Below are 12,181 nucleotides of genomic sequence, written 5' to 3' on the forward strand. Positions count from 1 at the left end.
ACGCTGGAAAGCGCTTTCCACACGCCTTTCCGCCGACGAAGGGAGCACCCCTCGGTGACCTCGTCCGACACTCCGCGAGGGCACCGCGACCCCGGCGAACACGCCCTGCGCGCGCTCGGCCGCCTGTTCCGCCCGCACCGGCGGCACCTGCTCGGCGCGCTGGCCGTCTTCGTCGTCAAGCACAGCCCGGTCTGGCTGCTCCCCCTGGTCACGGCCACCATCGTGGACACCGTGGTGCTGCGCCTGCCGCTGGGCGGGATGTGGGTCGCCACCGGCCTGATCATGTTCATCCTGGTCGTCAACTACCCGCTCCACCTGCTCTACGTCCGCCTGCTGCACGGGAGCGTGCGGCGGGCGGGCACCTCGCTGCGGTCGGCGCTGTGCACGCGGTTGCAGGAGCTGTCCATCGGCTACCACAACCGCACCAGCGCGGGCGTGCTCCAGGCGAAGGTCGTCCGCGACGTCGAGACCGTCGAGCAGATGGTGCAGCAGACGACCGACACCGGTCTGGGCGCGGTCACCGTCCTGATCGGCGGGTTGACCGTCGTGGGGGTGCGCGCGCCGCAGTTCCTGCCGCTGCTGCTGGCGATCGTGCCACTCGCGTCCCTCGTGGTGCTGCGTCTGCGGTCCAGCCTGCGCGACCACAACGAGGTGTTCCGCCAGGACGTCGAGCACCTGGCCGCGCGGGTGAACGAGATGACCCAGCTGATCCCGGTGACCCGCGCCCACGGGCTGGAGGGCCACGCGCTGCGCCGGATGGACGGCACCCTGCGGCGGGTCCTGGACTCGGGGCTGCGCCTGGACCTGCTCAACGGTCGGGTCGCGTCGCTGTCGTGGGTGTTCCTCAACATCCTCGGCGTGGTCTTCCTGACGGCCTCCGCCCTGGTCGCGTACCTGGGCGTCTGGGGCATCACGGCAGGTGACGTGGTCATGCTGAGCGCGTTCCTGACGACGTCGACCACGTCGCTGGCCACGTTGATGAGCCTGGCCCCGGTGATCTCCAAGGGCTTCGAGTCGGTTCGCTCGGCGAGCGAGGTGCTGCGCACGCCCGACCTGGAGGACAACAAGGGCAAGGCCGAGGTCACCGAGGTCCGCGGCGCGGTGGAGTTCCAGGCCGTGGGTCACGCCTACGCCGAGACCGGACGACCGGCCGTGCGGGACTTCACCCTCTCGGTGACGCCCGGTGAGACGATCGCCCTGGTCGGGCCGTCGGGTGCGGGCAAGTCGACGGTGCTGAACCTGCTCATCGGCTTCCTGCGCCCCCGGTCGGGCCGCATCCTGCTCGACGGCGTGGACATGGCGGGGCTCGACCTGCGCACGTACCGGCGGTTCATCTCGGTGGTGCCGCAGGAGCCGATCCTGTTCGACGGCACCGTCCGCGAGAACGTCGCCTTCGGCCTGCCCGACGTCGACGACGCCGCGATCCGGGCGGCGCTGCGCGACGCCAACGCGCTCGACTTCGTCGACGGGCTCCCCGACGGGGTGGAGACCTCGGTGGCCGACCGCGGTGCGCACCTGTCCGGCGGCCAGCGGCAGCGCCTGGTCATCGCCCGCGCGCTGCTGCGGAACCCCCGCGTGCTCATCCTCGACGAGGCCACGTCCGCCCTGGACGTCGAGTCGGAGGCTTTGGTGCAGCAGGCGTTGGCGAGGCTGGTCCGCGGCCGGACCACGTTCGTGGTAGCCCACCGGCTGTCGACCATCCGGGATGCGGACCGGATCGTGGTCATGCAGGACGGCGCGATCCGGGAGATCGGCTCGCACGACGAGCTGCTGCGCGGTGATGGCGCCTACGCCCGGCTGCACGCGGGGTGACCGGCCGATATTCGCTTGACCCCGACGTGGGTTGGCGTTGCACTGCCGCGGGACGTCGCACGGTGTGGCGCCCGCGTCCGGGAAAGGCAGCGATGGAGATCCGTTCCACCACCGACGAGGACCACGGCGTCTTCATCGACACGCTCCACACCGCGTTCGGGCGCTTCCCGCAGACGACGGCCGACGGCCGCGGCACCTGGTGGTCGGCGCTGGAGCCGGACCGCGGGCTGCTCGCGGTGACGGCGGACGGGCGGCCCGTCGGCACCGCCGCCGCGTACTCGTTCGAGCTGACCCTGCCCGGTGCTGTCGTCGTGCCGACCTCCGGGGTGAGCGCCGTCGGCGTGGTGCCCACGCACCGGAGACAGGGCGTGCTCAGCGCGATGATGCGGCACCAGCTGGCCGAGCTGCGGGATCGCGGCGAGTTCCTGTCCGTGCTGCTGGCCTCGGAGGCCACGATCTACGGCCGGTTCGGCTACGGGCCGGCGACCTACACGCGGCGGCTGACGGTGCAGCGGCACCAAGGCGCGCTCGCCGTCCCGAGAGCCGACGGCACGGGCCTGGGTTCGGATTCGGCCGAGGTGGTGCGGCGGGAGGAGTGCGGCGAGCTGCTGGAACAGGTCTACGACCGGTACCGGCGGGCGCAGCCCGGCGCGCTGTCGCGTCCCCACCGCTGGTGGGAGCGGGGCGCGGGGCAGCCGCCGATCTCGCCGGCACCGCGTTACGTCGCCGTGCACCGCGACGCGGACGGCGTGCCGGACGGGTACGCCAGCTACTCGCTGGACGGCGACACCTTGACCGTGGACGAGACGATCGCGACCGACGACGCCGTGTTCACCGCCCTCGCCCGGCTCGTGCTCGGCCACGACCTGGTGGGGAAGGTGGTGCTCAAGCACGTCCCGCCCGACCACCCGCTGCGGTGGCAGTTCGCGGACTTCCGCGCCGCCGAGGTCGGGAACGACACCGACTGGCTGTGGGTGCGGCTGCTGGACGTCCCCGGCGCGCTGACCGCGCGCGGTTGGTCCGCCGACGGCGAGCTGGTGCTGGACGTCGGCGACCCGTTCCTCGGGGAACGAGGCCGCTACCGGCTGACCGTCCGCGACGGCGAGGCCCGGTGCGTGCCGACCGACCGCGAGCCGGACCTGTCGGTCGACGTGCGCGACCTGGGTTCGGTCTACCTCGGCGGCACGGCTCCGAGCGCCCTCGTGCGCGCCGGGCACATCAAGGCCCACCACCCGGCCGCCGCGGCGCTCGCCGACGCCCTGTTCCGCACCGAGCGCGCACCGCACTGCCTGCACTGGTTCTGACGGCACGGTCGCGCCGACCCGCCCACCTCACCCCGCCGCTTCGGCACAACGCCGGGCGAGGTGGGCGAACGCGTCCTTCAGCTCGGCCGGCCCGACCACCTCGATGGCCGCGTCGAACCGGCCCAGGCCCGCGGCCAGGGCGTGCCACGACCACGAGCCCACCGTGAGGCGGCAGCGGTCCGGGCCGAGCTCCTCGACCACGCCGTCCTCGGCGAACGGTGACACGTCGGCGGCCGGCAGGTCGAGGACCACCTCGCCGCGGCACGGCCAGCCGCCCGAGTCGTCGGAGCCGGAGAACCTGCCGGCGACGAACGCCGCCACGTCCCCACCGGGCACCTCGCGCGTCGTGAACCGGGGGCCGGTGGGCGTGCGCGGGGTGATCCGGTCGGCGCGGAACGTGCGCCAGTGGTCGCGGTCGAGGTCCCAGGCGACGAGGTACCAGCGACCGCCCCGGGTGACGAGGTGGTGCGGCTCGGCTCGGCGCGGTGGCGTCGCCGCGGGGTCGCCGGAGCCGTAGTCGAAGCGCAGCACCTCGCGCGCGTGCACTGCGGCGCTGAGCGCCATCAGCACGCCGCTGTCCACCCGCGGCGCGGGCGTCCGCTCCACCGGGGTGACCTGGAACGTGTCGATGCGGTGGCGCAGCCGTGCGGGCATGACCTGCCGGACGGTGTTCAGCGCCCGTGCCGCGGCCTCCGCGATGCCCGCGCCGGACGTGGTGGCGGTGCGGAGCGCCACGGACAGGGCGACGGCCTGCTCGTCGTCGAACAGCAGCGGCGGCAGTTGCGTGCCCGCACCCAGCCGGTAGCCGCCGTCCGGCCCCTTGGTGGTCACGATGGGGTAGCCCAGCTCGCGCAGGCGGTCGACGTCGCGCCGCACCGTGCGCGGGCTGACCTCCAGCCGCTCGGCCAGCAGCGCCCCCGGCCAGTCCCGGCGCGCCTGCAACAGCGACAGCAACGACAGCAGTCGTGCTGAGGTCTTCGGCATGTCGGCCATTGTGCCGGACAGAAGAGGACACATCCTGTCCACTACCGCTGCGAGAGTGGTCCACGTCAGGCACCAAGTCGACAGAGGAGCACTCCTTGTCCGTCACGACCACCACCCACCTGAACTTCCGCGGTGACGCCCGCGCGGCGCTGGAGTTCTACCGATCCGTCTTCGGCGGGGACCTCGCCGTCGTCACCTACGCCGACGCCGGGAACGTCCAGGTCGACTCCGAGGCCGACCGGGTCATGTGGGGCCAGGTGCTCGCCGGGAACGGCTTCCACGTGATGGCCTACGACGTGCCGTCGCGGATGGGTTACGACCCGGGCCAGAACTCGTTCTTCGTGTCCGTGCGCGGCGAGACCGCCGAGGAGGTCACCGGCTACTGGGAGCGGCTCGGCGACGGCGCGACCGTCGTGGTCCCGCTGGGCCCGGCCGGCTGGGCTCCCGCCTACGGCATGCTGCGCGACCGGTTCGGCGTCGTCTGGGTCCTCGACGTCGTCGCCGGGCACACCGCCTGACGCACCCCTCTCTCCGGGGTGGGCGGCACGGGTCGCCCACCCCCACCCTTCGACTCGCGACAGGACACCGCCACCATGAGGATGCGACCGCTCGGCCGCACCGGGATCCACGTCAGCCCCTACTGCCTCGGCACGATGATGTTCGGCCCGGCGGCGAACGCCGACCCCGACGACTGCGTCCGGATCGTCCACCGCGCGCTGGACGCGGGCATCAACTTCATCGACACCGCCGACGTGTACGGGCCGCACGGCGCGTCCGAGGAGATCGTGGGCGCCGCGCTGCGCGGTCGACGGGACGACGTCGTGCTCGCCACCAAGGTCAACGGTCCGATGGGGGACGACGTGAACCGCCGCGGCAGCTCGCGCCGGTGGATCACGACCGCCGTGGAGCACTCGCTGCGGCGCTTGCGGACCGACCACATCGACCTCTACCAGGTCCACCACCCCGACCCGGGCACCGACGTCGAGGAGACGCTGTCCGCGCTGACCGACCTCGTGCGCAGCGGCAAGGTCCGCGCGATCGGGGCGTCCAACGTCCCGGCGTCGGAGATCGTCGAGGCGCAGTGGGTCGCCGAACGGCGCGGGTTGCAGCGCATGCGCACCGAGCAGCCCACCTACTCCGTCCTGAACCGCGGCATCGAGCGCGAGGTCCTGCCCACCTGCCGGCGGCACGGCATGGGCGTGCTGGTGTGGAGCCCGCTGGCGATGGGACTGCTCACCGGCCGCTACCGCAAGGGCGAGCCGGTGGACAACCCGCGGCGGATGCGCTGGGTGCCGAAGCACCTGACCGACGAGCGCAAACTGGACGCCGTGGAGGGGCTGATCCCCGTGGCCGAGTCGGCCGGCCTGTCGTTGACGCACCTGGCGATCGCGTTCGCCATTGCCCACCCCGACGTCACGTCGGCCATCATCGGCCCGCGCACGATCGAGCAGCTGGACGACCTGCTGGCCGGCGCGTCGGTCACCCTGGACGACGAGGTCCTGGACCGGATCGACCGCATCGTGCCGCCGGGCACCGACCTCGGCCCGCTCGACGTGTCCTACGTGCCGCCCGCTGTCGACAACGTGGCGCTGCGCCGTCGTCCGGCCGCGGAGCGGGCGGCGTCATGACGGTGCTCGACTCCCGGTCGCTCAACCGCGCGACGCTCGCCCGGCAGTTCCTGCTCGACCGCGCCGACGTGCCGGTGTCGGACGCGGTGGCGCACCTGTGCGGCTCGCAGGCCCAGGAGCCGCAGGAACCGTTCGTCGGCCTGTGGTCACGGCTGCGCGCGTTCGACCCGACCGAGCTGGACGACCTGCTGACCGGGCGGCGCGTGGTGCGCACCCACCTGATGCGCCGCACGGTCCACCTCGTCACCGCCGACGACGCGCTGGCGTGGCGCGCCCGCCACGAACCCATGCTGCGCCAACGCGTCCTCGGCGTGTACCGCCGCGAGTTCGACGGCGTGGACCTCGACGCGCTGGCGACGGCGGCGCGGGACGTGATGGCCGACGGCGAGCCCCGCACCATGCCCGAGCTCGGCCGGGCGCTCGCTCCGCGGTGGCCGTCGGTCGGACCGCGGGCACTGGGCGAGATGGTGGTCGCCGCCCTCCTGCCGACCGTCCAACTGCCACCACGCGGGTTGTGGCGCCGGAAGGGCGGCGCCCGCACCGCGCTGATGTCCTCGTGGTTGGGCCGGGAGGTCCCTCCCCCGGCTCCTGACGGCTCGGACCCGGTCGGCGAGGCGCTGGTGCTGCGCTACCTGGCCGCGTTCGGCCCGGCCACCACGGCCGACCTGCGCTCCTGGTCCGGCCTCGCCGGCCTGCCCCGCGCCGTGGCCGCCGCCCGTGCGAAGCTGCTCACGTTCCGCGACGACCACGGCCGCGAACTGCTGGACCTGCCGGACGCGCCACGCCCCTCCCCCGACACACCCGCTCCGGTGCGCTTCCTGCCCGCGTTCGACAACGCGATCCTCGGCTACCACGACCGCACCCGGATCATCGACCACGCCCACCGGGGTCTGTCGGTCGCCGGCGCGCGCGTCGTCCTGGTCGACGGCCGGGTCACCGCCACCTGGACCACCGCCGCGGCCGGGGCCGGGGCCGGGGCCGGGGTGACCGTCACCCCGCTGCGCCCCCTCACCCGAACCGAGCACACCGCCGTCGTCGAGGAAGGCCGGGCCCTCGCCGCGTTCCTGACCGACAGCGACCGCGTGGACGTCGCGCGATGAGCTCCCGTGCCCGTTTCGGTCACGGGCGCCGCGGGTCGTGCGCCTCGTCGGGCCGCCGGGGCGGTTTGGTCAGGTACAGCAGGTACGCGGCCAGGGCGACGGGGAACCCCAGTGACAGCCGTTGCCAGACAAGGTCGTCCACGCGGACCACGTGCAGCTCGTGGTAGATCAGGTGCGGCACGCTGAACAGCAGCGAGCCGATCAGGACCGCCCGGACGAACACCGGCTCCGGCCGCCCGACGCAGACCGCGGCGACGGGGGTGAACTGGAGCAGGGCCAGCCCGAAGTCCCGCACGAGGTGTTCGTTGTAGGGCGGCAGCAGGCGCACCCAGGCGTGGGACGGGGTCGGGAAGGTGGAGAAGAACCCGGCCGGTGACACCGCCGCCCACAGCGCGGGTCCGGTCTGCCACAGCACCAGCAGTGCCAGGCCCAGGCGCAGCCGCGTCGTCGTGCTCATCCACCGTCCCCGGGTCGTGGCGGGCCGCGCTTCGCCGGGTTCTCGGCCCGGTCGGGCGACCGTCCGGTACCGACACATGCCCACGGAATGGTGGAGCACGTCGAACGGTCCGGCGAACGCGGCGCGGGCCGATCCACCTCGGCGGTGCCGGTCACGGACCGGAGTGGAGCAGCGCGGTCACGGTCCGTTGTGGACGGATTCGCTCGTTCGTGGAGGCACTGTGGCCGTTCGGTGGAGTGGCGCGGCCGCACGATGGCGGTATGCCCGGAAGCGTTCCGCGGCTCGGGAAAGGGGACGGACCATGATGGACCTCCGACGTGCCGCCTCGGCCGTCGCCGCGTGCCTCGCCGCGCTCGGCACGGTGACGGCGTCGACCGCCACACCCTCGGCCGGGGCGGCGCCGTCCTGCGCGGTGCACGACGGCGTCTACGGCGCCGCGTTCTACGGTGACGAGAACGCCCTGCTCACCGACGAGTCCGGTGCCCCGGGCACGCCGGTCGTGCTCCGGCCGCCGCTCGGCGGGCCCGGCTACCAGGAGTGGGCCGTCGACTCCGGCGGTGCCGGCACGTGCACCATCCGGAACCTGCGCAGCGGCCTCTACCTGGCGCCCGCCGCCGAGGTGAGGCCGCACCAGCTCGTCCTCGTCGACACTCACCCGTTCGAGTGGCAGGTGCGGATCAGCTCGCAGGCTGACCGCGTGGTCATCTCGGCCCCGCTGCCCGACGGCGAGCTGCGACTCGACCAGTCGCCCCTGCTGATCCACCCGCCCTACGTCGACCTCCAGCAACCCAAGCCGTACGGCGCGCAGGAGTGGCAGCTGACCTGGCACGAGTGACGTCCGCCCGCCGTCCCGCCGCTGAACGTCCCGGTCGGTCGGGGACCTTCGCCCGCGTCGCCCGACCACCGCCGGACGCGAAGCTCTGGTCGAAGACGAGACCAGGAGGACAGCGACCATGACAGCGTTCAGCCACCCCGGTGCCGCGGCGAGGCCCACCACCGGTGCCACGACCCGCTCGACCACGACGACGGCGGCCCGTGCCGACGCCGGCGCCATCGCGCTCGCGGTCCTGCGGATCACGACCGGGTTCGTGTTCCTGTGGGCGTTCTTCGACAAGCTCTTCGGGCTCGGGTACGCCACCCGGTCGGCCAACGCGTGGATCAACGGCGGATCGCCCACCAAGGGCTTCCTCGGCCACGTCGCGGTCGGCCCGTTCGAGTCGACCTTCCACGCCTGGGCCGGCGCCTGGTGGGCGGACGGGCTGTTCATGCTCGGCCTGCTCGCCATCGGACTCGCCGTCGTGGCAGGCGTCGGCCTGCGCCTGGCCGCGGTCGCCGGAACCGTCATGATGCTGATGATGTGGGCCGCCGAATGGCCGCCGGCCCAGGTCACCTCGGCCGGCGAGCCCAGCATGTCGACCAACCCGATCGTCGACTACCACGTCGTCTACGCCGTCGCGCTGATCGCCGTCGCCCTCACCGGCGCCACCAAGTGGAGCCTCGGCCGCCGGTGGGCGACCCTGCCGGTCGTCCGCGACCACGCCTGGCTGCGGTGACGCGGACCGGAGCGGGCGGGTCCCGAGGGTCCGCCCGCCCAGCCGGGCCCTCGTCACAACCACCCACCCCGCGACCGGAGGCACCCCATGACCACGACGATGCACGCCGACCCCGTCACCGCGGACGACCTCGCCCACCTGCCCGAGCCGGCGCAGCGCTACCTGCGGTTCGCCCGGGTCCTCGGCCGGCCGGCCGACGTGTCGTTCCACGCCGCCGCGCACGGCTTCTTCCGCCTGCGCCCCGACCGGAGGTGGATCGCCTGCACGACCGAGCAGCGCAACGACGCCACCACCCTGACCCGCGACTTCCGCATGCGGCTCAAGCTCGCCCACCTGGTCCCGGTGCGGGCGGAGGACGTCTACGAGCACGGCCACGGCCGGATGCACGCCACCGCCCTCGGGGTGCTCCCGGTCGCCGACGGACGGGGCCGCGAGTTCGACCTCGGCGAACTCGTCACGTTCCTCGACGACGCGGTCCTGCTCGCACCGTCGATGCTGCTCCGGCTCCCGGTCGAGTGGACCGCCGTCGACGGGCACGCCTTCGACCTCACCCTGACCGACCACGACAACGCGGTCACCGCCCGGGTCACCGTGGACGACCGGGGCGCGCCCCGCGAGTTCACCACCGAGGACCGCTGGGCGGACCTGCCCACCGGCCTGGCCCGGACCCGCTGGTCGACCCCGGTCGACGGCTGGTGCCTGGTCGCGGGCCGCATGCGCCCCCGTCGCGGCACCGCGGTCTGGCACCTGCCCGACGGACCGTTCGCCTACGCCCAGTTCGACTTCACCAACGCCGACATCACCTACCGCACAACGCCTTGACCGCCGCCGGCCAGGAGGTCGTTCGACCCGGCTTCCCCGCCGAGGGCGTCCTGGTGGAGGTTCACACACGTGCGCGAGCCCCGGATCAGGTTGTCGCAGACGGCCTCGACGTCGTCACCGACCAGTTCCAGGACGCCCTTGCCGATGATCCCCAGCACGCGGACTTCCAGCGTGCCTCCCAGTATCTCCGTCAGGTCACGGTGGCGAGCTGCGTCGTCAGCGCGTGGGCAAGGCCGGCGGCTTGGTCGGCGTCGAACCACGCCCGCGGTGTGGCCAGGTGCAGTGCGAGGGTGCGGTCGACGCGGGTGACGAACACGGCCGGGACCGGGCCCGGTGGTGGGGCGTAGCCGAACGCCCCGGTCAGCTCGACGCCCGGTGGCAGCGTCGAGCGGAAGCGGTGGGTGGCCATGTTCGTCAGCATCATGGTGAACGGGATGGGTGTCGGCGCGTGGAGCAGGTAGCGGAGGGCCACGGCCTGCCGTTCGGCGTGGGCGGTCCCGCGGGCCGAGGCGAACCGGCGGTCGATGACGTGGCCGAGCGCGGCCGGGGTGGTGTCGGCGTCGACCCGGGCGGTGACGGGGACGAACGACGTGGCGGTGACGAGCCGGTGCGCGGGGATGGGCGGCGTGGTGCAGGGCCGCAGGCCGATCGTGACGCCGAGGGACACGCCCCGGCGGTTCGGCGGCGTCCGGGTGCGGGCGGCGAGCAGAATGGTCGCGCACAGCAACGCGGTCGACGTTGTCCTGTGCTGCCGGGCCGTGCGGTGGAGCCGGTGCGCTCGGGCTTCGGTCAGTTCGACGGTGTGCAGGTGGGCGCCGGGTTCGGGCGGGGAACCGGGTCGGTGGAGGGGCAGTCGGGCGGCGGGGTGCACGGCCATGCGGAAAGCCTGGCCGGCGAGCCACGCGGCGACCGCGAGCGGCGGGTGGCGGTGGGCCGGCAGGTCGTCGGTGGCGGGGTGCACGGCTCGCTCGGACGGCGGGCTCGGCTCCGGACCCCCGGTGACGAGCGCGGTGTAGGTCTGCCACAGCAGGGACACCAGGGACAGGGCGGACACGCCGTCGCTGATCGCGTGGTGGATCGCCACGACCAGCCGGTGGGCGCCGTCCGGTTGACGCTCGAGGGTGACGCGCAGCAACGGGTCGCCGGCGGCGAAGGGCCCGTCGAGCGGTTCGGGTCCGCGCACGTGCCGCAGCTCGGGCGGTGGCTCGTCGGGGGCGGGTGTCAGCCGATGTCGGCGCCCGTCACGGGTGATGCGGAAGCCGAGCAGGGGGTGGTGGTCGCACAGCCGCTGCACGGCGCGGCTCAGGGCCCGGGTGTCGAGGGGTCCGCGGACGGTGGCGCCGAGGACCACCGGCGTACCGGTGCGCGCCACGAACTCCTCCAGGGCGGACAGGGGGCGGCCGGGTCTCATCGGGGTACCTCCGGGGTGCCGGGTCAGGTGTCCCACCACCAGCGGATGGACGGGATGGGCGGCGGTGAGGTGTCGGTGGGCGGGGTCGTGGTGGTCGCGGCGAGCGTGGTGACGGCCGCGGGGTGGCGGCCGTCGGGGTTGCGGTAGCGGTCGGCGCGCAGGCCCCATTCGAGGTTGCCGGGTAACAGGCAGGTCAGGTGGTCCACGTACGCGCGCAGGGGTGTGCTCGCCCGCCGTAGGACCTGGTCGCGCAATTCCGTGAACCGGAACGTCAGCCGGTCGCACAGCTCGACCGCTCGGCCGAGGGCGTCCTGCCGGCTGAGGTGGTGCTCGCGGCGCAGGATCTCCACCAGGCACAGCCCCGAGGGCGGTGTGCCTTCGGCTCGGGCGATCCAGAGCTCCTTGCCGTAGGAGAACAGGTCGTCGTCGAACGCGGCGGTGGTCAGGGCCAGCTCGGTCAGGGCGCGCACGGCCGGTGCGGACAGCTCCCGCTCGGGGATCTCCTCCCCGTCGATGATCTCGGCCCAGGACAGGGTCGCGGTCCCCGCGGCCGTGTGGTGGCGCAGGTGGGCGTAGTCGTCGAGCGCGGGTGTGCTGTCCGCGGTGCGGTGGGCGATCTCCCAGAGCACGGCCAGGAACCAGGCGCGGTGCGCGTCCGCGCAGCGCCGGACCTGGGTCGGGGTCGCCCATCGCCCGGCCCGCCGCGCGAGGTCGCGCACGGGCGCGAGCAGCGCGTCCCCGGGGCCGTCCGCAACCGTGCCGGGCACCTCGAGCACGCGGGCGATCTTGGTAGCCGGCTCGGTGAACGAACCGAGTGCCCGGCCGGATGTGCCCTCGTCGCAGTAGACGTCGTCGAAGTGGAACATCACCGTGCACCAGTCCACCGCCAGTTGGAGCCGATCGGTGGGCGCGTGCGGCATGATCCGGCCGTAGAAGCCGGGGCAGTCGTTGCCGCGCATGCGGTCCAGCTGCCGCGGCGACAGCGCCAACCCGAAACCGGTGATCCACTCGGCGGTCCGCCGCGCCAGCACGGCCTCCTCCGGGTGCCGCACGGCGGGCAGCGGGCAGAAGCGCGGCGGCAGCTCGACCGTCACCTCCCCCGGCACGGGT

At 73.6% G+C, this 12,181-nt stretch carries 13 protein-coding genes; 8 read left to right on the forward strand and 5 right to left on the reverse strand.

Features of this window, described 5'->3' with window-relative positions:
- Positions 1–54: 54 nt before the first annotated feature.
- Together ACIQMJ_RS39220 and ACIQMJ_RS39225 are read left to right on the forward strand one after the other, a co-directional pair.
- Positions 55–1,812 carry an ABC transporter ATP-binding protein gene (locus ACIQMJ_RS39220; protein WP_499766092.1) on the forward strand — a complete coding sequence of 586 codons (1,758 nt, stop codon included), beginning with the start codon at positions 55–57 and terminating at the stop codon, positions 1,810–1,812.
- A 92-nt stretch (positions 1,813–1,904) separates the two neighbouring features.
- The gene (locus ACIQMJ_RS39225) at positions 1,905–3,116 is read left to right on the forward strand and encodes a GNAT family N-acetyltransferase (RefSeq protein WP_499766093.1); all 1,212 of its coding nucleotides are present in this window, start codon (positions 1,905–1,907) and stop codon (positions 3,114–3,116) included.
- A gap of 27 nt (positions 3,117–3,143) precedes the next feature.
- Here ACIQMJ_RS39225 and ACIQMJ_RS39230 read toward each other — a convergent pair whose 3' ends face one another.
- The gene (locus ACIQMJ_RS39230) at positions 3,144–4,100 is read right to left on the reverse strand and encodes a helix-turn-helix transcriptional regulator (protein ID WP_499766094.1); all 957 of its coding nucleotides are present in this window, start codon (positions 4,098–4,100) and stop codon (positions 3,144–3,146) included.
- A 95-nt stretch (positions 4,101–4,195) separates the two neighbouring features.
- Between ACIQMJ_RS39230 and ACIQMJ_RS39235 the strand changes: the two genes are divergently transcribed.
- From ACIQMJ_RS39235 to ACIQMJ_RS39245, 3 genes are all read left to right on the forward strand, one after another.
- On the forward strand, positions 4,196–4,618 hold the full coding sequence (locus ACIQMJ_RS39235; protein WP_499766095.1) for a VOC family protein: 423 nt from the start codon (positions 4,196–4,198) through the stop codon (positions 4,616–4,618).
- 75 nt (positions 4,619–4,693) lie between these two features.
- Complete coding sequence (locus ACIQMJ_RS39240; RefSeq protein ID WP_499766096.1) at positions 4,694–5,728, forward strand: aldo/keto reductase; 1,035 nt, start codon at positions 4,694–4,696, stop codon at positions 5,726–5,728.
- Complete coding sequence (locus ACIQMJ_RS39245) at positions 5,725–6,828, forward strand: winged helix DNA-binding domain-containing protein (RefSeq protein ID WP_499766097.1); 1,104 nt, start codon at positions 5,725–5,727, stop codon at positions 6,826–6,828. The genes ACIQMJ_RS39240 and ACIQMJ_RS39245 overlap by 4 nt, the downstream gene beginning before the upstream one ends.
- A 19-nt stretch (positions 6,829–6,847) precedes the next feature.
- Here ACIQMJ_RS39245 and ACIQMJ_RS39250 read toward each other — a convergent pair whose 3' ends face one another.
- Positions 6,848–7,285, reverse strand: coding sequence for a hypothetical protein (locus ACIQMJ_RS39250; RefSeq protein ID WP_499766098.1), 438 nt, complete (start codon positions 7,283–7,285; stop codon positions 6,848–6,850).
- Between the two features lie 304 nt (positions 7,286–7,589).
- Between ACIQMJ_RS39250 and ACIQMJ_RS39255 the strand changes: the two genes are divergently transcribed.
- The 3 genes from ACIQMJ_RS39255 to ACIQMJ_RS39265 all read left to right on the forward strand — a co-directional run bounded on the left by ACIQMJ_RS39255 (position 7,590) and on the right by ACIQMJ_RS39265 (position 9,660).
- Complete coding sequence (locus tag ACIQMJ_RS39255; RefSeq protein WP_499766099.1) at positions 7,590–8,120, forward strand: ricin-type beta-trefoil lectin domain protein; 531 nt, start codon at positions 7,590–7,592, stop codon at positions 8,118–8,120.
- 118 nt (positions 8,121–8,238) lie between these two features.
- A complete protein-coding gene (locus ACIQMJ_RS39260; RefSeq protein WP_499766100.1) occupies positions 8,239–8,838 on the forward strand; it encodes a DoxX family protein in 600 nt (199 codons plus the stop codon).
- An 87-nt stretch (positions 8,839–8,925) separates the two neighbouring features.
- Positions 8,926–9,660: a DUF6544 family protein gene (locus ACIQMJ_RS39265; protein ID WP_499766101.1), complete on the forward strand. Its 735-nt coding sequence runs from the start codon at positions 8,926–8,928 to the stop codon at positions 9,658–9,660.
- Here ACIQMJ_RS39265 and ACIQMJ_RS39270 read toward each other — a convergent pair.
- Genes ACIQMJ_RS39270 through ACIQMJ_RS39280 form a run of 3 tightly spaced genes read right to left on the reverse strand, consistent with a single transcriptional unit; the run spans position 9,642 to position 12,177 of the window.
- Positions 9,642–9,818, reverse strand: a complete 177-nt coding sequence (locus ACIQMJ_RS39270; RefSeq protein WP_499766102.1) for a hypothetical protein — start codon at positions 9,816–9,818, stop codon at positions 9,642–9,644. The two genes, ACIQMJ_RS39265 and ACIQMJ_RS39270, sit on opposite strands and share 19 nt — an antisense overlap.
- Positions 9,819–9,850: 32 nt before the next feature.
- Entirely contained in the window at positions 9,851–11,071 is a 1,221-nt protein-coding gene (locus ACIQMJ_RS39275; RefSeq protein ID WP_499766103.1) for a phthiocerol/phthiodiolone dimycocerosyl transferase family protein, read from the reverse strand.
- A 23-nt stretch (positions 11,072–11,094) separates the two neighbouring features.
- The gene (locus ACIQMJ_RS39280) at positions 11,095–12,177 is read right to left on the reverse strand and encodes a cattleyene synthase (RefSeq protein ID WP_499766104.1); all 1,083 of its coding nucleotides are present in this window, start codon (positions 12,175–12,177) and stop codon (positions 11,095–11,097) included.
- Between the last annotated feature and the right edge of the window lie 4 nt (positions 12,178–12,181).

The organism is Actinosynnema sp. NPDC091369 (assembly GCF_044757065.1).
In the GTDB taxonomy this organism is placed as follows: domain Bacteria; phylum Actinomycetota; class Actinomycetes; order Mycobacteriales; family Pseudonocardiaceae; genus Actinosynnema.

Bases quoted from the DNA above. Each gene is read 5' to 3' on its own strand.
- ACIQMJ_RS39230 (WP_499766094.1), bottom strand. From the start codon at position 4,100: ATGCCGAAGACCTCAGCACGACTGCTGTCGTTGCTGTCGCTGTTGCAG.
- ACIQMJ_RS39245 (WP_499766097.1), top strand. From the start codon at position 5,725: ATGACGGTGCTCGACTCCCGGTCGCTCAACCGCGCGACGCTCGCCCGG.
- ACIQMJ_RS39255 (WP_499766099.1), top strand. From the start codon at position 7,590: ATGGACCTCCGACGTGCCGCCTCGGCCGTCGCCGCGTGCCTCGCCGCG.
- ACIQMJ_RS39225 (WP_499766093.1), top strand. From the start codon at position 1,905: ATGGAGATCCGTTCCACCACCGACGAGGACCACGGCGTCTTCATCGAC.
- ACIQMJ_RS39250 (WP_499766098.1), bottom strand. From the start codon at position 7,285: ATGAGCACGACGACGCGGCTGCGCCTGGGCCTGGCACTGCTGGTGCTG.
- ACIQMJ_RS39260 (WP_499766100.1), top strand. From the start codon at position 8,239: ATGACAGCGTTCAGCCACCCCGGTGCCGCGGCGAGGCCCACCACCGGT.
- ACIQMJ_RS39240 (WP_499766096.1), top strand. From the start codon at position 4,694: ATGAGGATGCGACCGCTCGGCCGCACCGGGATCCACGTCAGCCCCTAC.
- ACIQMJ_RS39265 (WP_499766101.1), top strand. From the start codon at position 8,926: ATGACCACGACGATGCACGCCGACCCCGTCACCGCGGACGACCTCGCC.
- ACIQMJ_RS39275 (WP_499766103.1), bottom strand. From the start codon at position 11,071: ATGAGACCCGGCCGCCCCCTGTCCGCCCTGGAGGAGTTCGTGGCGCGC.